This window comes from Flagellimonas alvinocaridis (genome assembly GCF_965248585.1).
Classification (GTDB): Bacteria; Bacteroidota; Bacteroidia; order Flavobacteriales; family Flavobacteriaceae; genus Flagellimonas; species Flagellimonas alvinocaridis.
Window position 1 is genome coordinate 327,687 of record NZ_OZ252111.1, and the last position, 26,485, is coordinate 354,171.

The 26,485-nt window shown below is 41.8% G+C and carries 21 protein-coding genes; 13 read left to right on the top strand and 8 right to left on the bottom strand.

What is annotated here, in order from left to right; genetic code table 11:
* The first annotated feature begins 120 nt into the window (after positions 1-120).
* The 5 genes from ACP14V_RS01470 (at position 121) to ACP14V_RS01490 (ending at position 8,786) form a co-directional block, all read left to right on the top strand.
* A complete protein-coding gene (locus ACP14V_RS01470; RefSeq protein WP_136565291.1) occupies positions 121-2,880 on the top strand; it encodes a TonB-dependent receptor in 2,760 nt (919 codons plus the stop codon).
* Between the two features lie 161 nt (positions 2,881-3,041).
* On the top strand, positions 3,042-4,550 hold the full coding sequence (atpD, locus tag ACP14V_RS01475; protein ID WP_272609294.1) for a F0F1 ATP synthase subunit beta: 1,509 nt from the start codon (positions 3,042-3,044) through the stop codon (positions 4,548-4,550).
* Positions 4,551-4,626: 76 nt separating this feature from the next.
* Positions 4,627-4,905 carry a F0F1 ATP synthase subunit epsilon gene (locus ACP14V_RS01480; protein WP_136565293.1) on the top strand — a complete coding sequence of 93 codons (279 nt, stop codon included), beginning with the start codon at positions 4,627-4,629 and terminating at the stop codon, positions 4,903-4,905.
* A 230-nt stretch (positions 4,906-5,135) separates the two neighbouring features.
* The gene (locus ACP14V_RS01485; RefSeq protein WP_424987712.1) at positions 5,136-8,201 is read left to right on the top strand and encodes a deaminase domain-containing protein; all 3,066 of its coding nucleotides are present in this window, start codon (positions 5,136-5,138) and stop codon (positions 8,199-8,201) included.
* A 231-nt stretch (positions 8,202-8,432) separates the two neighbouring features.
* The gene (locus ACP14V_RS01490; protein ID WP_136565301.1) at positions 8,433-8,786 is read left to right on the top strand and encodes a hypothetical protein; all 354 of its coding nucleotides are present in this window, start codon (positions 8,433-8,435) and stop codon (positions 8,784-8,786) included.
* Between the two features lie 175 nt (positions 8,787-8,961).
* Here the strand turns inward: ACP14V_RS01490 and ACP14V_RS01495 are convergent, their stop codons facing one another.
* The gene (locus tag ACP14V_RS01495) at positions 8,962-9,492 is read right to left on the bottom strand and encodes a GNAT family N-acetyltransferase (protein WP_272610935.1); all 531 of its coding nucleotides are present in this window, start codon (positions 9,490-9,492) and stop codon (positions 8,962-8,964) included.
* Positions 9,493-11,292 carry a M61 family metallopeptidase gene (locus ACP14V_RS01500; protein WP_272610934.1) on the bottom strand — a complete coding sequence of 600 codons (1,800 nt, stop codon included), beginning with the start codon at positions 11,290-11,292 and terminating at the stop codon, positions 9,493-9,495. It lies immediately after the preceding gene.
* Between the two features lie 62 nt (positions 11,293-11,354).
* On the opposite strand from ACP14V_RS01500, the gene ACP14V_RS01505 reads away from it, so the two are divergent.
* From ACP14V_RS01505 to bioD, 3 genes are read left to right on the top strand one after another with little or no spacing between them, the layout of a single operon-like run.
* Positions 11,355-12,506 carry an aminotransferase class I/II-fold pyridoxal phosphate-dependent enzyme gene (locus ACP14V_RS01505; protein WP_272610933.1) on the top strand — a complete coding sequence of 384 codons (1,152 nt, stop codon included), beginning with the start codon at positions 11,355-11,357 and terminating at the stop codon, positions 12,504-12,506.
* Positions 12,503-12,880, top strand: a complete 378-nt coding sequence (locus ACP14V_RS01510) for a DUF2007 domain-containing protein (RefSeq protein WP_136565305.1) — start codon at positions 12,503-12,505, stop codon at positions 12,878-12,880. The genes ACP14V_RS01505 and ACP14V_RS01510 overlap by 4 nt, the downstream gene beginning before the upstream one ends.
* Positions 12,880-13,494, top strand: a complete 615-nt coding sequence (gene bioD / locus ACP14V_RS01515; RefSeq protein ID WP_272610942.1) for a dethiobiotin synthase — start codon at positions 12,880-12,882, stop codon at positions 13,492-13,494. The genes ACP14V_RS01510 and bioD overlap by 1 nt, the downstream gene beginning before the upstream one ends.
* Here bioD and ACP14V_RS01520 read toward each other — a convergent pair.
* Positions 13,433-15,097: an ArnT family glycosyltransferase gene (locus ACP14V_RS01520; protein ID WP_424987715.1), complete on the bottom strand. Its 1,665-nt coding sequence runs from the start codon at positions 15,095-15,097 to the stop codon at positions 13,433-13,435. The genes bioD and ACP14V_RS01520 overlap by 62 nt on opposite strands.
* Before the next feature lie 15 nt (positions 15,098-15,112).
* Here ACP14V_RS01520 and ACP14V_RS01525 point away from each other — a divergent pair, with 15 nt between their 5' ends.
* Complete coding sequence (locus ACP14V_RS01525; protein ID WP_272610932.1) at positions 15,113-15,265, top strand: hypothetical protein; 153 nt, start codon at positions 15,113-15,115, stop codon at positions 15,263-15,265.
* On the opposite strand, the gene ACP14V_RS01530 is transcribed toward ACP14V_RS01525, so the two are convergent.
* Positions 15,259-16,743: an ArnT family glycosyltransferase gene (locus ACP14V_RS01530; RefSeq protein WP_272610931.1), complete on the bottom strand. Its 1,485-nt coding sequence runs from the start codon at positions 16,741-16,743 to the stop codon at positions 15,259-15,261. The genes ACP14V_RS01525 and ACP14V_RS01530 overlap by 7 nt on opposite strands.
* Positions 16,744-16,796: 53 nt before the next feature.
* Between ACP14V_RS01530 and bioA the strand changes: the two genes are divergently transcribed.
* From bioA to ACP14V_RS01550, 4 genes are all read left to right on the top strand, one after another.
* Complete coding sequence (bioA, locus tag ACP14V_RS01535) at positions 16,797-18,092, top strand: adenosylmethionine--8-amino-7-oxononanoate transaminase (RefSeq protein ID WP_272610930.1); 1,296 nt, start codon at positions 16,797-16,799, stop codon at positions 18,090-18,092.
* Between the two features lie 9 nt (positions 18,093-18,101).
* Positions 18,102-19,286 (top strand): beta-ketoacyl synthase N-terminal-like domain-containing protein, encoded by a 1,185-nt coding sequence (locus ACP14V_RS01540; RefSeq protein ID WP_272610929.1) that lies wholly within the window; start codon positions 18,102-18,104, stop codon positions 19,284-19,286.
* A gap of 82 nt (positions 19,287-19,368) precedes the next feature.
* Entirely contained in the window at positions 19,369-20,469 is a 1,101-nt protein-coding gene (gene bioB / locus ACP14V_RS01545; RefSeq protein WP_272610928.1) for a biotin synthase BioB, read from the top strand.
* A 58-nt stretch (positions 20,470-20,527) separates the two neighbouring features.
* Positions 20,528-21,406, top strand: coding sequence for a cupin-like domain-containing protein (locus tag ACP14V_RS01550; protein WP_272610927.1), 879 nt, complete (start codon positions 20,528-20,530; stop codon positions 21,404-21,406).
* On the opposite strand, the gene ACP14V_RS01555 is transcribed toward ACP14V_RS01550, so the two are convergent.
* The 4 genes from ACP14V_RS01555 to ACP14V_RS01570 all read right to left on the bottom strand — a co-directional run bounded on the left by ACP14V_RS01555 (position 21,403) and on the right by ACP14V_RS01570 (position 26,467).
* Entirely contained in the window at positions 21,403-21,885 is a 483-nt protein-coding gene (locus ACP14V_RS01555; protein ID WP_272610926.1) for a regulatory protein RecX, read from the bottom strand. The two genes, ACP14V_RS01550 and ACP14V_RS01555, sit on opposite strands and share 4 nt — an antisense overlap.
* Positions 21,882-24,197 carry a glycogen debranching protein gene (locus ACP14V_RS01560; RefSeq protein WP_272610925.1) on the bottom strand — a complete coding sequence of 772 codons (2,316 nt, stop codon included), beginning with the start codon at positions 24,195-24,197 and terminating at the stop codon, positions 21,882-21,884. The genes ACP14V_RS01555 and ACP14V_RS01560 overlap by 4 nt, the downstream gene beginning before the upstream one ends.
* 157 nt (positions 24,198-24,354) lie before the next feature.
* Entirely contained in the window at positions 24,355-25,905 is a 1,551-nt protein-coding gene (locus ACP14V_RS01565; RefSeq protein WP_136565311.1) for an Rne/Rng family ribonuclease, read from the bottom strand.
* 271 nt (positions 25,906-26,176) lie between these two features.
* A complete protein-coding gene (locus ACP14V_RS01570) occupies positions 26,177-26,467 on the bottom strand; it encodes an HU family DNA-binding protein (RefSeq protein WP_036380395.1) in 291 nt (96 codons plus the stop codon).
* Positions 26,468-26,485: the final 18 nt, after the last annotated feature.

Sequence of the window (26,485 nt, forward strand, 5' to 3'; positions counted from 1 at the left end):
AATAAGTATTATGCATGCATAATTTTTTTCATATTTGTGTAATGCAAATGAAAAAAAATGTATATTCCACATACATAATTAACATGCAATTAAAACGTATCTAACTCTAATTCAGAACCAATGAGAAGACTTTTCAGTATTTCCCTCATGCTCTTTGGAATTGTGTCCTATGCGCAGACCACTGTACAAGGAACAGTGGTTGATGAAAAAAACGAACCCATTCCAGGAGCCAATGTGGTCTTGGTGGGAAAAGCGGAAGGAACCACTACCGATTTTGATGGAAACTTTACCTTCAATACATCAGAAGAACCCCCATTCAGACTTAGGGTCAGTAGTATTGGGTTTACAGAATTTGTGGTCAATGTGACCGCTAATAACCAGACGCTTTCCGTTGTATTGAGAGAGGCATCAACTCTTTTGGACGAAATTGTGGTCTCTGCTTCCCGTACTCCTGAACGGATTTTTGAATCCCCCGTGTCTGTGGAACGCTTCGGCCTAAAAGAAATTAAGAATACTACTGCAGAATCTTTCTATGGAGGATTGCAGAACTTAAAAGGAGTGGATATAAACACCAATAGTTTAACATTTCAATCCATTAACACCAGAGGTTTTGCCACTTTTGCCAATAATAGGTTCTTGCAACTTGTAGATGGAATGGACAACACGGCCCCTGGACTCAACTTTGTTTTGGGTAACCTAGTGGGTATGTCAGAACTGGATGTGCAAAGTGTTGAGATTCTACCGGGAGCATCTTCTGCCTTGTATGGAGCGGGTGCTTTCAATGGTATTTTGTTTATGACCAGTAAAAATCCATTTGATTTTCAAGGAATTAGCGCATATGCTAAAGGTGGTGTTACGATTCAGGATGCTGCTGGAAGCAATTTTTATAAAGATTTTGGAGTGCGTGCCGCCCACGCCTTTAGCGATAAGGTGGCTTTAAAGGCAAACCTTTCCATTTTAAGCGGTGAGGATTGGCATGCCAACAGTGTATTGGACTTGAATAATCCTGGAGCGGACCGAACCAACCCAGCTTATGATGGACTGAATATATACGGTGATGAGGTTTCCACTACCTTGAATTTTGATGCTGCCGCTGGATTGCCAACAGGGACCGTTGGTTCTGCAGTTATTTCAAGAACAGGTTACAATGAAACTGATTTGGCAGACTATAATGCAGAAAGTGTAAAAGCGGATTTCGCGTTGCACTATAGGCCTTTTGCGAATGATCTTGAAGTCATCGTAAACAGTAGGATTGGACGAGGAACCACAATCTATCAAGGTGCCAACCGATATGCAGTAAGTGGATTTACCATGCAGCAGCATAAGCTGGAAATAAAAAATGATAATTTCTTTCTTAGGGGATATATCGTTTCAGAAAACTCCGGTGATGCTTATGATACCCGCTTTGCGGCCATCAACATCAACAGGGCATGGAAATCGGATACACAATGGTTCACGGAATATGCCCAAACCTATATCCCTACTTACTTAGGAGGTATTCAGATGGGCGGTCTTACCCCGGAACAGTCCTCAGTTCAGGCGCATGCAGCTGCAAGACAGGCAGCCGATACGGGAAGACTCATCCCTGGAACTCCAGGCTTCCAGAGTGCCTTTAACTCGGTTACCAGCAATGGCGATCTTACTACCGGGGCCAAATTCATAGACAATACCAAATTCCGCCATATCAATGGAAACTATAATCTAGCCCATTTGATTGATGATTGGGCCGACCTTCAGATTGGAGGCTCGTTCCGTGAATACGTGTTGAATTCAAGTGGCACCATTTTTACCGATAATGATGGCCCCATATCCTATAATGAATATGGAGCTTACCTTCAATTGCAGAAGAAGTTTTTGGATGATCGTTTGAAATTTACAGGCTCCGCCCGTTATGATAAGAATGAGTTCTTTGATGGGTTTGTTTCTCCAAGAATTTCTTTGGCCTATACCGCTGGAGAAAATAGAAATCATAATGTAAGGGTATCTGTTCAGCAAGGTTTTAGAAACCCGACCACACAAGATTTGTTCATTGGGTTGAATGCAGGTAGAGCTATTTTGGTTGGTTCTGCCCCCGCCAATTTGGACAGGGACGTAAGGACCTTTAGTGTTAGTCAAAGTGGTCAGGCGCTGGTTGGACAATCGTCAGTGGATATTGTGGGACGTGCAGCTTATGAAAATGCATATTCCTTAAGCTCGGTACAGAGCGGTGCTCCAGAAGCAGTGAACACCCCTGTAATCAAACCAGAAGAGATTACAGCTTATGAAGCTGGTTATAGGGCACAAATAGGGAAGTTCACGATAGATTTAAGTGGGTACTATAACAGTTACTCCAACTTTATTGCCAATGTTACCACAGTAGTTCCTTTCTACGGCCAAGCTGGCGATGGAGGGTTATCCTTGCTGGCACTACAGAATGGCGACTTTCAAGCATATCAAACCTACACCAATTCTGAAGTCGATATAAATTCTTATGGAGGAACGGTTGGGGTTGACACCAAGATTGGAAATTTTGATTTAGGGGTCAATTATACCTATGCTGAGCTGGATTTTGATGAAGGACGATTCCCGGATTTCCGGACCAATTTCAATACACCAAAGCATAAGGTCAAGGCTTCCTTTGGTAATCCTGAACTTTTCACAAACTTTGGATTTAATGTGAACTACCGGTGGAGCGACAGCTATTTTTGGGAAGCATCTTTTGCTGATGGGGATATTCCGGCCTTTACGGTGTTGGATGCCCAGTTCAACTACTCCGTTCCAAGTATGAAATCGGTTTTCAAGGTTGGAGGATCCAATATTTTGGGAGATGAGTATTTTACAGCGGTTGGTACTGGAAGCATAGGTTCAATATATTATGTTTCATGGACCATTAACCCATAATCAAAACTCAAAAACAATTCAAGGGCACTGATTTTTTCAGTGCCTTTTTTATTGCTAAAAAAAGAAGGTTTTTAGTTTCTGATTACAAAGGGAAAAGTATATCTTTGCAGCCGGAAAAAAAACGGTTTTTTCCTCGTAGTCAATTAAAAATAAACACAGTAATGTCTAAAGTTACAGGTAAGGTTGCCCAAATTATAGGCCCGGTCATTGATGTTGAGTTTGAATCGGGAACAGAGATTCCAAAGATTTATGATTCCCTTGAAATCGCCAAAAAGGATGGTTCCAAATTGGTATTGGAGGTACAATCCCACATTGGTGAGAATACCGTAAGGACCATTTCCATGGACTCCACCGATGGTTTGAGCAGAGGTGTTGAAGTGGTTGCCACAGGCGCACCAATTCAAATGCCGATCGGAGAGGATGTGTATGGTCGTCTATTCAATGTGATCGGTGATGCTATCGACGGTATGGAAAACCTTCCTAAAGCTGGAGACAATGGACTTCCGATCCACAGGGAAGCTCCAAAATTTGAGGACCTTTCCACTTCAACAGAAGTACTTTTTACAGGGATTAAGGTAATCGACCTTATCGAGCCTTATGCAAAAGGTGGTAAAATTGGATTGTTCGGTGGTGCTGGTGTAGGGAAAACCGTATTGATTCAGGAATTGATCAACAACATTGCAAAAGGTCACGGTGGACTTTCCGTGTTTGCTGGTGTTGGTGAACGTACCCGTGAAGGAAACGACTTGCTTCGTGAGATGTTGGAGTCTGGAATTATAAAATATGGTGATGCTTTCTTGCATTCTATGGAAGAAGGAGGATGGGATTTGTCCAAAGTGGACAAAAAGGCCATGAAGGAATCCAAAGCGACTTTCGTTTTCGGTCAGATGAACGAGCCTCCTGGTGCCCGTGCCCGTGTGGCCCTATCTGGATTGACCATTGCTGAATATTTCCGTGATGGTGCCGGTGACGGACAAGGAAAAGACGTACTTTTCTTCGTAGACAATATTTTCCGTTTTACTCAGGCTGGTTCTGAGGTATCTGCACTTTTGGGTCGTATGCCTTCTGCGGTAGGTTATCAACCAACATTGGCCACAGAGATGGGAGCCATGCAGGAAAGGATTACTTCAACCAAAAGAGGTTCCATTACTTCGGTACAGGCAGTTTATGTACCTGCGGATGACTTGACGGATCCTGCGCCTGCTACGACATTTGCCCACTTGGATGCAACTACGGTACTTTCCCGTAAGATTGCGGAATTGGGTATCTATCCTGCGGTGGATCCTTTGGATTCTACTTCTAGGATTTTGACTCCGGACATTTTAGGTAAAGAACATTACGCATGCGCGCAACGTGTAAAAGAGTTGTTGCAACGATATAAAGAGCTTCAGGATATCATTGCCATCTTGGGTATGGAAGAGCTTTCTGAAGAAGATAAATTAGCTGTTGGTAGAGCAAGACGTGTACAACGTTTCTTGTCTCAACCATTCCACGTAGCCGAGCAGTTTACTGGTATTCCTGGGGTTTTGGTAGATATTAAGGATACCATCAAAGGATTTAACATGATTATGGATGGTGAATTGGATCACTTGCCAGAATCTGCCTTCAACCTTAAAGGAACCATTGAGGAAGCTATTGAGGCTGGAGAGAAAATGTTGGCGGAAGCTTAAAACAAAATTGAGATTCTAGTATTGAGTAGTTAGATATATCTCAATACTCCTATCTCACATCTCAATACTAATAAATATGTATTTAGAAATAGTATCACCAGAAGCCACCTTGTTTGCCGGAGAAGTAACTGCAGTTACAGTACCTGGGGTGAATGGAGAATTTCAGATGTTGGAAAACCACGCCCCTATTGTGTCCTTGTTACAAGAAGGAAAAGTGAAGGTAAAGGGAGACATCAAAATAGATGAGGCTTTCCAAAATAAGTTTTCCAAAGGGAATGACGGGGAGACTGTACTTTCCATAACCAGTGGAACTGTTGAAATGAAGAATAACAAAGTCATTGTTCTTGCGGATTAAAAACAAGAATGAATACAATAAAAAAGCCGTCCAATTGGACGGCTTTTTTATTTCTGACTATTCTGAATCCTCTTTTTTATAGCGAGTAAGTACCGACCCATAATAATTCATTTCCGTCAATTCAAAAGGGGCATCCGTCAATTGACTTTAAATTCTTACCATTGGTAGCATATATTGGTTTTTAAACATGGATGATTCTTCCCACAATCCATTGCAAAGAAACTACTTATATGAGTCCACTGTCCTACATTGTCAAAAGATGTAAGCTTCACTTTATCTTTTGTTTCCTCCATTTCACTGCCATTACCGCTCAAATCTACCCGGTACAGGTCACCCCGCAGATCATCCCGCCCTATAGTTTTCAACTGTCCGATTACACTACGACCACACAGGAAAAGCTCTTCGTGAACCTTTTGCTCACCGATGCGCAGGAATTTGGCAGGCAGGTACGGTTGAAATTGTTCGTGGAAGGCCCGGGCATCAATTTCCAGTCCACGGACTTTGTCTCGGGCACATTGCCCATAGTTCTGGACGGAGGGATCAACAACAGGTTGACCAATCTGGACCTACAGGCCTATTTCAACTATAACAATCTGGTTGGCATCTCCCCGCAGCAGTATGGCCAACAGTTGCCCGAAGGGCAGTACCGTTTCTGTTTTGAGGTGTACGACCAGTTTTCGGGCCAGCGCATAAGCAACCGTAGTTGTGCCAACATTTATCTGGTGCTCAACGACCCGCCCCTGCTCAACGTTCCTTTCCGAGGGGACTTGGTCACGGCCCAGAACCTACAGAACATCATCTTCAATTGGACACCGAGACACATCAACGCCGGGGCGGTACAGTACGAGTTCACCCTAAAAGAACTATGGGATACGGCTATGGACCCACAGGCCGCTTTTTTGGCCAGTCCGCCCTTGTACCAGACCACCACCTTTGCCAATACCCTGCATTATGGTCCGGCACAGACACCTCTTTTGGAGGGCAAGACCTATGGCTGGCAGGTAAGGGCCTTTGTGAGCGATGGCATCAACGACACCTCCTTGTTCCGGAACAACGGGATGAGCGAGATCTACCATTTTACCTACTGGGCCGATTGCCCACCGCCCCGATTTGTGCTCTCCGAGGCCGAGAATTCCCAGACCGTTAAGATTACATGGCAAATGGGCGAACACCTGCGCTATCGGGTGCAGTATCGTAAAAAAGGGTATGGCGAAGATGACTGGTTCGGGCAATGGTCGCAGACCAATGGGACTACCATTCGCAATTTGGAAGCGGGTACCATTTACGAGTTTAGGGTGGGAGGTGAGTGTACCCCCAACGGCGGTCTGGCCTATTCCCCGATGCATGAGTTCACTACGCCCACCGAGGATGAGATGGCCTACTACAACTGTGGCATCCCGCCCGAGATTGAAATTGCCAACCAAGACCCACTGTTGAGCCTTGGGGTGAACGAGGTGTTCACGGCAGGGGATTTTCCGGTGACCGTGGTTGAGGTACAGGGAAGCAACGGCAGGTTTTCGGGACAAGGTTTTATCACCGTGCCTTACTTGGCGGACACTAAAATAGCAGTTGGGTTTACCAACATTATCGTGAATACCGATTACGAGCTTATTGATGGTTTGGTGGAGACCGAATACGACCCAAGTTGGGGCAATATCGGGAACGTGGATGCATTCGTTGAGGATATCGGGAACCTGTTCAATGCCATTTCGGAACTGCTCCAGAATTATACAGGAACTGAGGAAGAGGTCTCTCTGTTGCAGGAACTGAACCAAAAACAGGACGACCATATATCCGAACTGCTATCTAGCACCCACATTACTACTGAGACCAAAAATGAACTGGTTGCAAACCAAGAAGTTTATAAAACCATATCCAATGACCTTATCGCGGAATCCACGGGGGAAGATGGATACGATACGGGCAGTGGAATGGCCAATCAGGTTATCCAAAAGAACAAAGAACTGCAAGCGAGCATTGCCAAAGCCGAGGATGAGGTTTTTGTGGGGGAGGCTCAAAGTATTCTCAACGACCCCGAAAAGAGTGTTGCATTTTGGGAGACCATAGAAAAACTGGAGGAGATTTATGAATTTCTACAACAGTGCAACAGTGAAGATTGGGCAAGTTACAAAGACAAGGGAATTGTTCCTTATTGTTTGTGGCGTGATGTAGAGGTTGCCAACGAAAATCTATACTCAGGGGGCGATATTCCTTACCTGTCTGGTTTGGTGGACGGGGTTTATATGGAGGTAGATGGTGTTTTAAAATTGCCACAACTCCTAAAAGATTTGGGGAGTGGCATGCAGCAACTCCTTTATTCGTTTACAGTGGCCTATCTAGAGTGCAACTCCATGTCCGTAAAAGTGAACAGGAATCGGTTGAACAAACTGTTGGAGACCGTTGAGGTACCCGATGAACGAAAAGGGCTTTTGGATAGGGTCAAGGAGAAACTGAAAAAGTTCACCGTGGATGATGAGGAAAGACAGATGCAACTGCAAAAGTATCTGGACAAGTGCAAAGGGTTTGAAGACACCAGACAGGCCGTGGAGGATTTTTTTGATTTTATTACGGATTGGGAGGAGATAAAAGACCTTTGCGACCAAATATCCGAGAAGCTGAGGGAAACCTTGGAAGTTTATAGCTACTACTCCTTTGTAAATGAGGAACGTTATGAGCGGGCAGTGCTGGACGTGCAGCTACTCTCCGTGGCCACGGGCATAGGAGCCGTTACCAAGATCAAGAAGGTAAAGGATATTTTAATTGGCCTGCGTAATTTTACCAAAGCGCAGTGGGACGATCTTGGAAGGAGATTTGGGGATGATTTGACCGGTAGGTTAGCTAGAGAAAATTGGAATGGATACTCCAATATCTTTGTAGCTAGTATTGACGAAATTGCGGAAGCAACAACGATTATAAAAAATTATAGAGTTACAAACAATTTAAAAGGAAAAAACTGTGGTTATCTTGAAGGTAATTTAAATGGCAATACTGTTGATAACAAAATGTGGTTGAGTGGTGAGGCTAAGCCTGATGTCGAACCACAAATATTCACAGCCATTAAAGTTGATGGTGGTGGCGGTCGTTCTTGGTTAAGAAATACAGATAGCGAATATAAAATGCTTAACAAATTGGCAAATGATTTAGGAGGAAGTCCTGGTGCGGTGATGCCAAAAGTTACTGGAGAGCTAAAAATTGTTTCAGAATTGGAATATTGCAGTTCTTGTCAAGGTGTAATACAGCAATTCAATGAAATGTTTCCAAACATAAAATTAATTTTAGTCGATGGAGCGAAATAAAGAATTAATATTTGAGGTTATATGTGATGATGAAAATATCATGATAAAAGCAATTGAATTATATAACAAAACCTATAAAACAAATTTTAAACTGTTGGAATATATTTTGGATGAAGTCAATTTTGCGAGAATTTCTGGAAATGTTCGATTGTCAGATATCTTTCAACTAGGTACTATTTATAGTAGACTATCAGCTGTATTGTAGGTGCGAATCCAATTTCATTTTAAAACATGAGAAAGTTAAAGTATAGTTTTGAATATTGTTGTTCACCAATTTGGATTGAAGAAACTGGTATTGACAAGCCAATTTTGGAAAACGTAAGTATAGATTCATTAAATGTAGATAAATTTTTAAAAAATGAAATTGAGGAACTCCAACGAATTTATCAGTCAACTTATAATGAAAGGGATGGGAGGGAATCTGGTTTTGAGGATTTGTATCAGTATTCCATATTCATTAACCGTGTCATATTTTCCGCCCAATTATTAAAAATGAATTTAGGCAATGAATACAAAATCGTTTTTGACCTAGAAAGTTGGGAAAAATTACTTCTTAGTGCAAATAAGAAATTGGGGGGAATTTGAATATTCAAAGTTGCAGGTTCAAATAAGAATTACTCTCCGTGGCCACGGGCATAGGAGCCGTTACCAAGATCAAGAAGGTAAAGGATATTTTAACTGGCCTGCGTAATTTTACCAAAGACCAGTGGGACGGCCTTGGAAGGGGAGGTGTAGACACCCCAAAATTTAACACAGGTGCTTATTCCAAAATAATAAGGTGCCATTCTTTACCCCCGGAGGTATAAATTTTTAGTGTTTCAAAACCAACGGCGGCATGTGCTGTCAAAGAACGCTTGTTTTTACCATCCACTTCAGTAATGATGGTGTCAAAACCTTCGGGCAGTTTATTTTTCATGGTCAAGTATAGGTTTCTAAAAAGACCTTTGCCCCTATGGCTTTTGGAAACACAGATTTGTCCCATCACCATATAATTGGTTTTGTCGACCACTGCTTTATTGATTTCAGCAAACATGGGTTTTAAAACTTCAATGGAATCGGCAAATTTGGGGTGCATGCAAAGCGCATAACCAATAACTTTACCGTCTTCCAAGGCAATAATATGTCCACATTCATCATTCATGGCCTGTAGGATTTCCATGGAATGTTCCACCGTGAGAAAGCCTTCGTTTTCCAACTCGTCCGCGGTTAGGCTTTTGGCCAAGTTTTTTTGTTGGAGAGAAAGAATCTGCTCCAATTCTTTTTGGGAACTTGCCTGTTTATAGTAGATCATTTATTCGTGTTTAAGCCAACTTTTTCTTTGTTGGAGCATTGAATTTGATGGAATTTGCTCCCCATCTTCCATAAGGTTGATGGTATAATCAGGATTGGGGCTTAAAGTCAGTGAGGCCATTTTTTGCACCCCATAACGGGCATAGTTCACCTTTAGGGAATCTCCCATATTAAATTGTCTAAGATAATCTGGGAAATCTTGGTCTTCAGAAAAAGAAATGCCATTGATGTTGAGAATTACATCGCCATTGTCCAAGCCAGCGAGGTAAGCAGGGCTACCTATTATGGGGTTTCTCAATATTTTATATCCTGAATTATCTGGACTCATGGAAACATAGGCTCCAAAATAGGGTTCGGTCTTGGGTCGCTGCACTTGCACCCCAACAGTATTGAACAAAGAAACATAATCGGGCATGCCACTATTATAGATGAAATTATTGAAAAAATCATCCCCAAAAGTTTTGCCAGCAAATTCGTTTAGAGCATCATGAAGGTTTTCTATAGTGTAGGGCACTTCAGGTTTTCCATACTTGTTCCAAACCGACTTCATAAAATCATCCAAGGTAAGACCAATTTCACGTAAAGAAAGGTCCAATGCCAAACCTAGGACACTGCCATAAGAATAATAAGAAATAAAAGTGTTTTCCCTGTTTACTGGGTCAACGGAAGTGGCGGCGTCCACAAAGGGAGCCTGATAGCTCATTTCTATGGGATTAAAAAATTGTCGGGCGGGTGAGTTCCATACATAATTGAAGGTGCCGGTAATGCCCTCCACGTATTCTTTTGGAGATATAAGTCCAGCCCGGCACAAGATGAGATTGGTGTAGTAGCTGGTAAAGCCTTCGGCGAACCAAAGCGCACCACTCATGTCTGCTTCCTCAAAATCAAATGGCTCCAAAGATTTGGGCCGTATCCGTTCCACATTCCACGCATGGAAAAACTCATGGGATACCGTACCAATATTACGCTCCATTCCTCCATTGGCCAAACTGCGCGTACTGGTTAAAATAGTAGAATTTCGATGCTCCATACCATCGCCAGAGGCATTGGGAATGTAACAAGCCAAAAAGGTATAGGTGCCATAATCAAAAGTGGGAAGCTCACCAAAAACAGTTTGCTGTTCCAAGACCACTTTTTTCACCTTTTCAAAATAGGTGTCGGCCTCATTTTCGGTGCCATTATGGTGCAGCGCTAGTCGTATGGTCTGTCCGTCAACCTGAAACGATCTTAAGGTAAAATCACTGATTTCGGTAGGACTGTCCATAAAGTAGTAAAGGTTTGGCGCCGTGTAGGTGGTGCCCGAAACCAAGGGCAATTGAGTGGCTACTTTCCAGTTTAAATCTTCACGAACATTAAATGTTACCTCTATTTTACGGTCACTCAAAGATGGAGCGTACATAAAAGTCGCCGGGATGTTTAAATGGGCGTGGGTTTCATCAATTTGTGCATAGGTTCCATCACCGCGGTTAGCAAACAAAGTATACTTGACCTGAACCAAACCATCGTGCCCACTTATTTGCCATTCGTAAGGATTGGGACGGTGTACGGCCAATTCCCTACCCTTGCTATCAAAAGCTTTAAACCCGTAAACATTTTTGGCAAATTCATGCAAAGCATACCTTCCCGGAGATGTACGGCTCATCCGAAAGGAAATCGTGTCCATCTTCAAATTGGGAAAAGTGGCCTTTACAGATGCCTCATGATGCACGGCATTCTCAAACGAAATGGAATAGGTGTTGGTCTGAGCCATCATGGACAACCAACCAAAAATTGTGGCAAAAAGGAAAAGAACAAATTTCATTTTCAAAAGGTTTAGTGAAAACGAATATACTGTTTAAAAACAGTAAGTACTACATTTGTGCTATGGGGAGATTACCGAGAAAACTACAATCCAAACTTGCCGAACGGATGGGAGATAATTCCTTAAGGGAATTGCCATTAAGCAATGGTCTGGTCGATTTTTCCTCGAACAATTATCTTGGTCTGGCCCAAAGTCGGGAGTTGTTGCAAATGACTTCAGAAATCATGGAAAGTACACCTTGCAAGAATGGGGCAACAGGTTCCAGACTGCTGACGGGGAACCATCAACTCTATAGGGATTTGGAGGATTTTCTAGGCAAACATCATCGGTCTGAAGCGGCTTTGGTGTTCAACTCGGGGTACGATGCCAATATTGGGTTTTTCTCCTCTGTTCCCCAACGTGGCGATTTTGTTTTGTATGATGAATTGATTCATGCCAGTATCCGTGATGGTATTCAAATGGGGCATGCAAAAAGCTACAAGTTCTCGCATAATGATCTTAGTAGTTTGAGCGAGAAACTAAGCTCGATTAGAACACCGTTGGGCACCGAGAATGCCATTTATGTTGTAACTGAATCGGTGTTTTCCATGGATGGGGATTCGCCCAATTTAAAGGCGTTGGCCAAGTTTTGTGTTGATGAAAACTGTTTTTTGGTGGTTGATGAAGCCCATGCCACGGGAATATTTGGTGAGGGAAGAGACTTGGTTTGTCAACTAGGACTTGAGGAACTCGTTTTCGCCCGAATCATCACTTTTGGAAAGGCCATGGGATGTCATGGAGCGGCCATATTGGGTTCTATCGACCTCAAGAAATATTTGATCAACTTTTCTCGAAGCTTTATTTATACCACCGCACTGCCACCACACTCTGTGGCCACTATTTTGGCTTCATACCAATATTTAGGGAGTAAGGGGAGCGAACTTTTGAAGAGATTGTTCAAGAATATTCGATACTTTAAAGAGCAGATACGCCTGTTGGGCTTAACGGACAGTTTTATTGAGAGCGATTCCGCCATCCAATGTGCCTTGGTGAAGGGAAATGAAAAGGTGAAAGCTTTGGCAACCAAGTTACAGGAAGAAGGATTTGATGTAAAACCCATTCTTTCCCCAACGGTAAAACAGGGGAGTGAGCGATTGCGGTTTTGTTTGCATACCTACAACACAAAAGAAGAAATTTCCCGAGTTTTGCATTTGGTACAATTTATAACCCAGTGAAAAAGGAATTTTACACACTTGATTTGTTTTTTCTGGAGTCAGACGCCCAAATTGCCAAAGCAAAACTTGAATCTGAAGGGATTCCTGCTTTTATATGGGAGGAGAATCTAAATTATCACACGGCCACTAGCTACTCCCGTATTCGTTTGCAGGTGTACAAATCGCAAAAAGACGAGGCCTTGAAGATTTATGAAGAGATCAAAAGTTATGCAAGGGATAAAGAAGGAAATTTGATTGTATGTCCCAACTGTAAGGCCACCAAGTCTGAGAAATATTATTCCCGAAAAGGGCTATTTCTTAAGCTTTTTCCATTTTTTGAGTCGGCCAAGTACAGATGCATGCAGTGTAACTTTATCACAAGACCCGAAAAATGATGAAACTATTTATAACAGGAATTTCAACCGAAGTGGGAAAAACGGTGGTTTCCGCCATTGTTACCGAAGCTTTGGAAGCAGACTATTGGAAACCTGTTCAAGCAGGTGATTTGGAGTATTCCGATAGCCATAAAGTGAAGGGTTTTATATCGAATAAGAAAACCGTTATTCACCCAAACAGTTATGCCCTGCAAACGCCCATGAGCCCGCATGCGGCTGCCAATATTGATGACATCACCATTGATGTGAGCAAAATTGAAGAGCCAAAAACCAATAACCATTTGGTAATTGAAGGAGCTGGAGGATTGTTGGTGCCATTGAACGACTCAGATACCATTTTTGATTTGATAAGGCCTGACTATAAGGTTATTGTGGTCTCCAGACACTATTTGGGAAGCATTAACCATACCCTTTTGACTGTGGAAAAACTTCAAGAAAAAGGCGTGAAGATTGGGATTATCTTTAGCGGGGATGAGCACTCAACCACGGAAGAAATCATTCTAAAGAAATGTGGGGTCACTTTCTTGGGAAGAATTAATGAGGAATCCCAGTTTAATAAGGAGATTGTTCAGCAGTATGCAAAAAAGCTCCGGAATTCCCTTCTTCATTTTTGACCAAAACCAAGCAACTTCGGACATCATCTATAGTGTATAAAACCTTTTGTCCATTCAATTCTTCTTTGTGCAAAATATAATACTGACCTTTTTCTTGATAGGTGGCTTTTTTTAGAGGGCGATTTCCTAAAAGTTCCAAATATGCCCCGGTAATGTAAAACTTACCAATTTTATGATGGCCAAAGGCATCTATGTTTGAATAAAGGAGAATAGGAGATTCTTTGACAATTTCTAGAATATTTATTGCATGTTGTTTATATCTGGAAGCGGAACTTTCAAACTGCTTTAATGGGGATACAACAAGGGAAAATGCAAGTTTTGCTGCAACAACTCCCATCAAGCCTAAGATTAACTTGTTCCAAAGATTGGACGTTTTTATTTGCAGAAAAAACAAAATTAGGACACATGCTCCCAAAAGAGGACCAAAGTAAATCAACTCTTCTATAGACTTAAAGAAATCTATAAAAGGAAGGGCGATGCAGGCGACTCCAAGGATTAGTGAAACTAGCGCCAAAAAGTTGAGGATAAATGTTGTGCTTTTGTTTTTTTTGTCTTGAGATACGATGAAAGCATAAGTTAAAATACTGATTATCAAAGGATAAAACATATATGTGTATCGAGCCTTTGCCCCAGGAGATATCCAATAGACCAAAAAATTGGAAAAGAAAAACAATAACAAAAAGATGATATATCCATTCTTTTTGATTTTGGGTAATACCGCTTTCTTAAAGAGAAAAACAATAAATAAAGTAGCAGGGAAAAGGTTTCCCAACATGTTTATCGGAAACCAAATAAAATGTGAGATAAAGGCATTGTTTTCTTTATCCAAGAAGGATTTATTTTTAGTAATATGCCACATTCCTTCCCAATAGAGCATGGCATCATCAAACTGATTGTAAATGAGAAAAAACGAAAGAATGCTACCCAAACATAAAAAGGCAGATAAAAAATGAATGGGCAGGAATAGGGTTTTAAAATCTTTCTTATGAGCGAAAAACACCATTAATGTTATTCCCAAGAAGGCAATAGCCACTACTCCCTTGGTCATGAAACCTAAAAAGCAGAAAAAATAGGCGCTTAAGAAAAGTAATGCAAACCTTTTTTGTTCGTAAAAATGGAAAATGGAAAAAGCACTTAACAAGACTAGGAGAGAGAAGAAAATGTCAATTTCAGCAGTGTTTGAAAAGAAAAAATAGAGGTCTGCAGATATCAGATATAAAAATGCTGATATAAGTCCGAATGATTGGCCTACATATTTTTTCCCCATATAATAAATTACCACTCCAGTGAGTAGTAAGGAAAGGGCACAAGGAAATCGAAAAGCAAATTCAGTGTTGGCCCCGAAGGTTTTGGCGCTAAGGGCAAGTACAATATACCATAGTGGTGGGTGGTCATAAAAGACTTCATTGAATACAGTGGTTACCATGGGGTTATTGTTGAACAACATTTCCATGGCAATTATAGACCGCCTAGGTTCCTCGTTGTAAAATGGGGCAACACCCAAATTAAAGAACAAGGAAATAGTGTAGAGTACAAAAAAGAATAACGATAAAATTGTGAAATAGGGACCCCTATTGAGATAGTTAAGTAGGTTTTTGACCATCGCAGCATATAAGTTTTGGCATTAGACAAATCCAACGAATTGGATGGGAAACCAGCCAAGCAAATGTTTGATGGGGCAATAAATTATGCTGCGGTCAACATTGGTGACCCACTCTTAAAACGGTTTGAAGGTGAATTTATTACTGAAAGACTGGACAAAAATTATTGATTCCTTTGATAAATTAGACCACGGTCCACGGTAGCAAGCAAAGTGTAGTGTTTTGCCAAATAGGCATCAATATAGGTGTTGTACCCAACCAACTTTTTGTCGAATATTTTTTTGCCTTTCCGAGCAACCAGCGTTTTGGGTTTTAACACTTCCATGATGTATTGTAGTTCCTCAATGCCAGTTTTTCTAGGATTTTCCATGTAAGGATACAACACGTCACGGGTAATGTTGCTTGGGTGGGTGGCAGCCGTGGTAGGGGGATCAACTCCCAAAACCCAATACCCAATATGGTACTCAGTAAAAAAAATATTCTTGATTTCTAAGCTATTGGCTTCAATATAGGATGGAACATCAATACCCTCGCCATTAAAAAAAGAGCCTTTTTCTATCTTGTTCTTTGCAATATTTACATATTCAAGATAAGCTTCCATCGGAATAAGCAACAGGAGTACGGCGACCAACGGTTTAAATACTTTCTTGTGGGGCACAAATTTACTTATGGCAATTCCAAATAGAATCAATATAAAGGGATAAACTTGTATTAGATAATGCCCATTGACTTTACCTGCTTGAACGAAGGACAGCATGACACCCGCAAAAATTATCAACAAGATTTGAATGGGCTTGCTCTTGAAGTTTACCAGTTCTTTCCTGTAGGCAAAGTAAAAGAACAGTGTTGAAGCCAATATAAAGGGCAAAGATTTGAGGGGAGAGTGGAATTGGGAATCTGAATACGCTAGGGGTGCCTCAAAAATGGATTGCCACCAAATCTGGGTCTTCCCTTCAAAATAGTATGGAAGTGCGGTAAGGGCAATGGTGCTGATCACACCCAATCCCATTAAAGTTAAATTTTTGAGGTTGGCCTTTAATCGTTTATGGGTAAATCCTTCCCACAAAAAATAAATCCCTAGCCCTAGAACTGGATAGGCCATGTTTAATTTTGACATTACTGAAAGTCCAAAAAAGAGTCCTGTCAAAAAATACCATTTTCCGTGGTCCTTGGTCAGTAAGAGATACGCCCCGACTGTAAAGAAAAAGGTACAGATATGTTCGGACATTACCCCTTGTAGGCTTCCAAACAGGCTTTGGAAGAATACGCAGAACAAAGCGACCCAAAAGGCCACTTTTTTTGATGTTATTTTGGTGGTCATTCCATACGTGAACAAAGCAGTAAGTGCCACTAGTAAGGTGCCGAACAATCGAATTGCAATAAAGCTTTTGCCAAATATTTTGATGATGACCGCAAAGAACAAAAACGTAATAGGAGGTTTTAAATCCCATAATTTGGTATAGGGCAAATGGCCATTTACCCAAGACTGGGCCATAATAATAAATGTGCTTTCATCCCGGTCCACATAGTCCCGGAAAAAAAAGGGAAACCGAACAAAAAAGGCCACGAGGAACAAAATAAGAAGAACCGTTTTCCAATCCAGGTTTTTGTAATTGGAAGAAGAAAGGGAGATAAGTTTTTTAAGCACGGCCCCGATTAAGTTTTTTGGCTATTAATTGTCATCTTTGCAAGATAGATAAATTGAAACGTTTGAGTAAGGCAGAAGTAGTGGAAAAATTATCGCAAAGAGATAAAAAACATCTATGGCATCCCTTGACCCAGCATAAGGTACACCCTAATATGTTGGCCATTGCCAGGGCAGAGGGTGCATTCCTTTATGATGAGGATGGGAAAGAGTATGTAGACGGTATATCGTCTTGGTATACCTGTATGTATGGGCATTGCCACCCCTATATTTTGGAAAAGGTCATGGAGCAGATGCAGCGTTTGGACCAAGTGGTCTTTAGTGGGTTCACCCATGAACCCGCTGTTCGATTGTCCGAAGAGCTCATCAAGATACTTCCTGGGAATCAAGAGAAAATGTTTTTTTCAGACAATGGTTCCACGGCCACGGAGATAGGTATAAAAATGGCCTTGCAATATCACTTTAACCGTGGAGAAAAACGCAGTGTACTTCTGGCTTTTGAAGAAGGCTTCCACGGGGACACCTTTGGCGCCATGTCTGTTTCGGGCTTATCGGTATACAATGGCCCGTTCGAGGAATTTTTCATTGAAGTTGAACGCATTCCCGTACCTACTTCAGAGAATATAGATGGAATAGTAGAGCAGCTCAAAAAACGGTTGAAGAACAATGATTTGGCCGGATTTATCTATGAACCTTTGGTTCAAGGGGCTGCCGCCATGAAGATGCATGATGCTGATGGATTAGACCAAATCTTGGCCTTATTAAAAGAGCACCAAGTGCTAACCATTGCCGATGAGGTGATGACAGGTTTTGGGAAAACCGGAAAGTTCTTCGCATCGGACTACCTTAGTACCAAACCCGATATCATGTGCCTGTCCAAGGCACTTACGGCAGGTTTGGTTCCCATGGGGCTCACCACATGCACCGAGGAAGTGTATGGGGCATTTTATAGCGATGATATAGCAAAGGGACTTTTCCATGGGCATACCTATACAGCAAATCCACTGGCCTGTACCGCAGCTTTATCAGCTTTGGAACTGCTTCAAACAGACTGGGTACAGGAGAATATTTCAAACATTGTTCGTTGGCACCAACAGTTCAATGAAGAAATAGAAAACCATCCCAAAGTGGCTGGTACACGCCAATTGGGTGTGATTTATGCCTTGGACCTCAATGTGAAGATGGAACGCTACGGCAACCTGAGGGACCGACTTTTCAAGCACTTTATGGATAGCGGAGTCTTTTTACGTCCGTTAGGGAACACCATTTATATTTTGGCGCCGTTCATTACTTCAAAGGAGCAAATGGAGAGGGTATATGATGCTATCAGGTCAGCTATTGAATTGATTTAAGGATTGCTTATGTTGAAAGAACCCATTTCCATAACGGCACTATCTTCCATTTCTGCACTCGGCGGCACTTTGGATGAAGTATGGAATGCTTACCTAAAGGAAGATCATTATTTATCTGAAGTCGGGATAGGGGATAAAACTGTGTGGGCTTCCCAAATGCCCAAAAGCATTAATGAAGAAATTCAACAGTTGCGCCAATCGGATATCAAATATAAGCCGCTGGACGATACAGTTCTTTTTGCCATTTATGCCGCGCGAAAGGCCGTAAAGGATGCAGGCTGGAAGAATGAATCCAAGTTTGGTATCAATATAGGGTCATCAAGAGGTGCGACTGCCCTTTTTGAAAAATACCATGAAGATTTTTTAAAAGAAGGAAAGGCCGCTACCTTGAGTTCGCCCACCACGACATTGGGAAATATATCATCTTGGGTGGCCCATGACCTAAAATCCAAAGGCCCAGAGATTTCACACTCCATAACGTGCTCTACTGCCCTTCATGCGGTATTGAATGGGGTAGCCTGGATTCAAAGTGGGTTGACTGATAAATTTTTAGCGGGAGGAAGTGAGGCGCCATTGACGCCATTCACAATTGCCCAAATGCAGGCACTTAAAGTGTATTCAAAAGTGTCATCTCGAGCGCAGCCGAGAGATGATTTTCCTTGCAAAGCCATGGATTTAAGTAAAACCAAAAATACTATGGTTTTGGGAGAGGCAGCCGCTTTGGCTTGCTTGGAAAAAGGAATTGGTTCCAATGCCCTGGCCTTAATTGAAGGTGTTGGATATGCTACGGAACCCTTGGAACACAGTGTATCCATTTCCACCGATGCCAAATGCTTTCAAGATTCCATGAAAATGGCCTTGGGGGAAAGCGAACCGCGCAATGTTGATGCGATAGTGCTTCACGCGCCCGGAACAATAAAGGGAGACCAGTCGGAGTATCTGGCCATTAAAAAGGTCTTTGGGGAAAATCACCCTTATTTAACTACCAATAAATGGAAGGTTGGTCATACATTTGGCGCTTCTGGACTGTTGAGTTTGGAAATGGCTGTTTTAATGCTTTTAAAACAACAGTGCATTCCAGGACCCTTCTTCAAGAACCAAGAACAGACCAAGCCCCTAAAAAGAATTATGGTGAACGCTGTGGGCTTTGGAGGAAATGCGGTAAGTGTATTGCTGCATAGACCAGGGACCTAATAAAAGATGGCTGCCATTATTGTAGGCTTGATGTCCTTAATAAGTTAGAATGCCTTATTTTTGAACAAGATTTCTGAGTAATATGACTGCTACTAAACACGTTTGGACCAAGGAAGAAATCCTTGAAATCTACAACAAACCTTTAATGGAACTGCTTTACGAAGCAGCTACTATACATCGTGAATACCACGACCCTAATACAGTTCAAGTATCAACTTTGCTTTCCATTAAGACTGGAGGCTGCCCGGAAGATTGTGGGTATTGTCCACAGGCAGCTAGGTACCATACCAATGTAGAGGGCAACGATTTGATGTCTGTTCAACAAGTAAAGGCGCAAGCGCTTCGTGCAAAATCCTCGGGAAGCTCCCGGGTTTGCATGGGGGCTGCTTGGCGAAATGTTAAGGACGGACCAGAGTTTGACCAAGTGTTGGAAATGGTTCGTACCATAAACAAATTGGATATGGAGGTATGCTGTACCTTGGGGATGGTGACCGAAAACCAAGCCAAGCGTTTGGCTGAAGCAGGACTGTATGCCTACAACCATAACTTGGACACCTCTGAGGAATATTACAAGGAGGTAATTTCTACCCGAGGGTATGAAGACCGCCTTCAGACCATAGAAAATGTTCGCAAGACCAATGTTACCGTTTGTAGTGGCGGGATTATTGGGATGGGGGAATCCGTTGAAGACCGTGCCGGTATGTTGGTGGCCTTATCAACATTGAACCCACAGCCCGAGTCCGTACCGATCAATGCTTTGGTTGCTGTAGATGGCACCCCCATGGAAGATCAAAAACCAGTAGAAATTTGGGAGATGATTCGTATGGTGGCCACCTCCAGAATTGTAATGCCCAAGACGCAAGTGCGACTTTCAGCTGGAAGGACCGAAATGAGTAGGGAAGGACAGGCCATGTGCTTTTTTGCCGGGGCCAACTCTATTTTTGCTGGGGATAAACTATTGACCACACCCAATCCAGATGTAAATGAGGATATGGAAATGTTCAAGCAATTGGGGCTAAATCCACAGAAAGCGTTTGTAAAAGCTCCTCAGCCCAAAACAGTGGAGGCCAATGAAAGTGCTCACCAATCTTTGGGTGAAAAACCCAAGTGGAGCAGACCCGGACATACCATTGAACGCAATGAAACAGCCAAGCAAAAAGCCAGTTTGTTGCCCAAGGAATAAGGTTTAAACCAGATTAAAACCTTTTTACTAATTTAGTCGTTTCAAACTCATTGAAATTTTGAAGCTGCACCTTGAACAGATTCCCAGGGAGGAGACCCTTTCCAAGAAAGAGTTTATCCGTAAATACTTCAAGCCCCAAAAACCAGTGGTTATTGAGCGCTTTATTGAGGATTGGCCTGCGTATTCCAAATGGAATCTAGAGTACATGAAAGAGGTGGCAGGTGATAAAACCGTTCCCTTGTATGATGATCGTCCGGTAAAACATGACGAAGGATTCAACGAGCCGCATGCAAAAATGAAAATGCGGGACTACGTGGATCTTTTAAAAAAGGGTCCAACAAAGTATCGTATTTTCCTTTGGAATGTATTGAAGGAAGTTCCCCAATTACAAAAAGATTTTACCTATCCCGATTTTGGATTGAGATTGATGAAAGGACTGCCCATGTTGTTCTTTGGGGGCAGTAACTCCCATACCTTTATGCATTATGATATAGATCTGGCGAACATCTTCCACTTTCATTTTGAAGGGAAAAAACAATGCATTCTATATTCGCAATCCGAAACCAAGTTTTTGTACAAAATTCCCCACTCCTTGATTACCCGGGAGGATATAGATTTTGCAGACCCGGATTTGGAAAAATGGCCAGCCCTGCAACATGCCAAAGGGCACATAGCCCAATTGGAACATGGTAACGTGCTTTACATTCCTGAAGGATATTGGCATCATATGAAATATGTTACCCCGGGATTTTCCATGAGTTTGCGCGCCATTGCCCGAAAGCCTAAGAATTTTAGCAAGGCGGTTTATAACATTTTCTTTATGAGGCATTTTGATAATCTTATGCGTAGGCTCAAAGGGCAAAAATGGATAGATTGGAAGAATGAGGAAGCTGTTGTCCGTACTGAAAAAATATTGACGGAAAATAGAATGGGTTAGATCAATTCATTGATTTTCCCATAGACCAAGTGGGTCTCCCAACCCCTGTAGAATAAATAATCGGCCAATTTTTTCTTTCTTTTTTGGCTATTGGTCTCCTTAATTTGTCCCAACCGTTTTTTTGCAAGCTCATCCAATGTGGTAAGGTACTCACCTTCATCAATTTCTGCTAGGGCACTTTTTATATTGTAGGCGGAGATTTGACGTTGTTTCAATTCCAGGACAATGCGTTTTTTGCCCCATTTTTTTATGTTGAACTTGCCCCGGGCATAACTTTTGGCAAAGCGCTCCTCATTTAGATAATTCTCTCGGATCAAATGGGTAACAATGTGGTCAATGGCCTCGGGAATCATATGCATGCCCCTTAATTTTTCCACTATTTCTTTATGGCTCCTCTCCTGATACGCACAGAATCCTTCCAGTTTTTTAGTGGCTTCGTCCACAGTATAATGTTTATTTTGAAAGGCTTGTTTGTTCATGGTTTCATATTAGGTTTGGAAACCACCAAGCTAGTGGTATTGGTAGCGGTGAAGACGGTTTTTCCATCAATCATATTTAATTTTGCTCCTCCTTCAGCAGTTAAATTATGGTCTTGAGGCAAAATAAGTTTGATGGTCCAGTCAGGCTGGGTTTGCTCAATCTTAATTTTGAAATGATTGTCGTTGTTTTCATACCAAATAGAAATGTGATTGTTGCCTACGGAAACATTTTCCAAAGAAGCCTTGTCCCATTTTGAAGGCATTTGGGGTTTAATAATCACCGTGCTTCGATTTGCCTCTGGATTTATACCAAAAAATTGCTCCACAATAGGAATGGCAAAGGCATAAATGTTCCATGCTTGTACAATCATCCCATAATCCGGGGAAACCTCGTACATGCTACCGGGAAGGGCGTAGCTAAAGGTTCGGGTCATTCTGGTTAGATAATCCAAGGCGTTATCGGGTCTACCATAATTGTTCTCGGCGATGGCTTGCACTCCAGTGGGCAAGGTCATCACGGCACCTGTATACGAAAAGACTTTACTTCCCTTAAACGATCCAATGTCTTTACCCGCAGACTCATCTCTATCTATTCCCGTAACAAACATGCCAAATGGATTGGTATATTTCTCGGCGGTATTTAAGGCCGTTATAGCTTTGGTGCTGTCGGCTATTCCCATTTCCATTGGGGTGTTCACCACCCAATTATGGTGTAGCACAAAAGGTTTCAAGGAGGTGGATTGTTGACTCAAAATTGCCATCTTGGTAGCCTGGAGTTCTTCAATGGCCCACGGCTTGTTCAAGGTATCTGCTCTAACCATGGCATCGTCTATTAAATGCAATGCTTGTTGGTCCGTGCCCAAAAAGTCTGCATAAGAACCGAATGGTTCGGACCAAAAATCTGTATTGATTTTGGTTCGAAGTGTATCTGCCAATGCCTGATATTCTTTTGCCAAATCATGCTTTTCCAGTTCGGCAGCCATCTTTGAAGCATCTTCAAAAGCCTTTTGGGTATATGCAGCAACATCGATCATTTCGCTGTCCAGACCATGGATTTCCATCATCCCAAAACCATCTGGGAATAGGTTATTGTTGCTATCATTTTCATCCATAAGCCACTGAAGACCTTTTTGGACAGTGGGGAAATACTTTTTTAAAAAATCCAAATCACCGTTCCACTTATAAATATGATAGATCAAAGACGCAAACTGAGGGGTTTCGTTAACATTCCCTTGGTTGAATACGGTGCCGTTTGTAGACATTTCATGAAGGATCTTGCCGTTGCCATTTACCGCAAGAGAAACACTATCCAATAACATAATTGTTTTTTCTACAATATCCTTTTGGCCAATCGCCATGTACCCTTTTAATGCATATTCACTATCCACACCAAACCACCATGGGTAATCGGGGATGCCAGCTCCTATGCCCGTACCTATTTCTGGAACAGTCCGCACCAACCAGTCGCAATTGTATTTGAGCCATTCAAACGCCTGTTGCATATTTTTATCGGGAATGGTAAGCTTGGATTGATGGGCAAGTTGGGCGTAACGTTCTTTTTTCTGCTGCGCCATTTTAAAGAAACCATTGTGTATGTCAAGATATGTGGCCAAGGCCTCTTCTTGGGATTTGTACGAACCGGAAATCGCAAAATTGAGAATATATTCAGATTTACCGGGCACCGTAAAGGCATACACAAGAGAGCCGGATTTACCGTTTTCGCCATTTATTTTCTCTGGGGAAGAGCTAGATGAAGGGTTCTGGTCAGACCCAAAAACTGTGAACCATGGGTTGTCTTCGTCTTTTCCAACCCATTTGCTGCCATCAAATTTTATGTTGTCCACAGCATCATGCATTTGGGTTCGTTCGCCTAGCCATGTTGGCCTTAGATCTGTGTGTCCAGTAAACGTAAACTTCAAGGATTTTTCCGTGGCACCCTTGTTATGTATCACAAACTGAACAAATACACCCTGGGTTGCGTCTGGAACAAATTGTATGCGGTCTACGGAAATGTTTTTGGAAGGAAAATCAAAGATGTGTTGATTGGCAAAAGGGTAGTTGATAAAGTCAGTGGCATTGTTCAGATGTAAAGTATCGTTTTCCAACTGAATTTCTGCGTCAAACCCATCCAAAAGTTTTATAGGATGGTTCCATATACCGCCCATTTCGCCTTTTATATGCCATCCCAAAGGCGGGAACTGTCCGTTTTGATGACCTACCATATAAACCCGGTCACCCGCAGTTACATATGGAGAATCTTTGTAGCGATCATTTCCCTTAATGGATTCTGAGGTTTGTAATAATGTTGACAATGGCTGTTGGGATTCAGAAGAGCATCCCACAAAGGCAATTATTAAAACTAAGCATAATAGAATCCTCATTTCAATGAATATTGATGGATCATAAAAGTAGCACTTTGTATCTAAATCCCTTAAAACAAAAAAGCGGCTCCAATTTTGGAGCCGCTTCTTATATATGTATCGTTTTGCCGTCTTTATTCTTAAAGCGGTATTCAAGGTATTTGTAAGCATCCCTTGGTTGTATTTTCACCCATTTTTTGTGATCCATAAACCATTTGGAACGTATGGATGGAAATCCTTTGGTCAGATATGCAGCAATAAACGGATGTGTATTTAATATGATGCCATTGTTTACTTGCTTGCTTTTCAAAATTCGCTCAAGGTCCGCTTGTATTTTGTCTATCAAGACTATTGGAGCTTCCACTTCGGCGCCGTTGCCGTTTGGATTTTCCTCACTGGTCTTAATGTTCATTTCGGGGCGTACCCTTTGCCTTGTAATCTGTACCAGGCCAAATTTACTTGGAGGCAAAATTTTGTGTTTTGCCCTGTCGTCCTTCATTTCTTCCCTTAGGTGATCAAATAACTTTCTTCTGTGTTCACCTTTGGTCATATCTATGAAGTCCACTACAATGATTCCACCCATATCTCGCAGTCGTAATTGTCTTGCAATTTCGGATGCGGCCAAAAGGTTAACTTCCAGAGCGGTATCCTCTTGGTTCTTGGCCTTGTTGGAACGGTTGCCACTGTTCACGTCTATAACGTGGAGCGCTTCAGTATGTTCTATGACAAGATAAGCCCCACGGCTCATGGAAGCCGTTTTTCCAAAAGAGGTCTTGATTTGCCGTTCGATCCCGAATTTTTCAAAAATGGGAGCGGAACCTGAATACTGCTTTACTATGGCTTCTTTTTCGGGTGCGATTTCGTGCAAATAATCCTTGATTTGATTATAGAGCGTTTCATCATCAACATGGATTCCTGAAAAGGAATCGTTGAAAACATCCCTTAAAATGGATGAAGCTCTATTGACTTCTACCAAAACTTTTGAGGGGTGCGGAGCTCTTTGCAATTTCTTGCACATTGCTATCCATTTGGATAGCAAGTTCTGAAGATCTTTGTCCAGTTCTGCAACTTTTTTGCCTTCTGCAACGGTACGTATAATAACACCAAATCCTTTGGGCTTAATGCTCTTTACCAAACGGATAAGTCTGTCCTTTTCTTCCTTGCTCGCTATCTTTTGGGATACCGAGACCCGATCGGAAAATGGGACCATGACCAAATAGCGCCCAGCTATGGATAGCTCGGAACTAATTCTGGGCCCTTTGGTGGATATGGGTTCTTTTACAATTTGTACCAATAATGACTGATTGGCTTTGATTACATCATTGATGCTGCCATTCTTGTCGATGTCTTTTTCAAATGGAAAATCTTTCAGGGTGTAATCCTTTAAACGCCCTGTCCTAACTTTTTTGATGAATTTCAGCATGGAAGACAATTGCGGGCCCAGGTCATGATAATGCAGGAATGCATCTTTTTCGTAACCTACATTGACAAATGCTGCGTTAAGGCCTGTAACGGGTTTTCTGATCTTGGCCAGAAAAATATCCCCTACGGAAAAGTTGTTGTTGTCTTCTTCTTTGTGTAATTCTATAAGTTTTCCATCCTTGAGTAAGGCAAAATCGACTGCTTCGGGACTAGATCGAACAATTAATTCTCTATTCACCTGAATCGATTTTAAATTTATCCCGGAATAGGTTATGGGATAAATGATTAAACAATATATGGTATCGGTTCTATTTCAAACCGATTGAAATTCGTTTCTTGAATCTCTATGTCAAAGAACGTGTTTGTGTAAAATGAAAAAGTAGTTGCAACAACTACTTTTTCTTGTGTCGGTTAGCTCTTCTGCGCTTTTTGCGCTTGTGCGTAGCTACCTTGTGTCTTTTTCTTTTTTTACCACTCGGCATAGGGCTCTTGCTTTAGTGTTAGTTATATTATTTTACTTGTACGTTGCTTTTTACGCCTTCAACAAACACCTTGGCGGGTTTGAAGGCAGGAATATTGTGTGCGGGGATTTTAATGGTAGTGTTCTTTGAAATGTTTCTACCTGTTTTTTCCGCTCTCGTCTTAATGATAAAGCTTCCAAAACCTCTTAAATAAACATTATCTCCATTCTCCAAGGACGATTTTACCTCCTCCATAAATGATTCAACTGTTGCTTGAACGTCTCCTTTCTCAATACCTAACTTCTCTGAGATTCTAGTTACAATATCTGCTTTCGTCATTTCTCTTGATTATTTTTC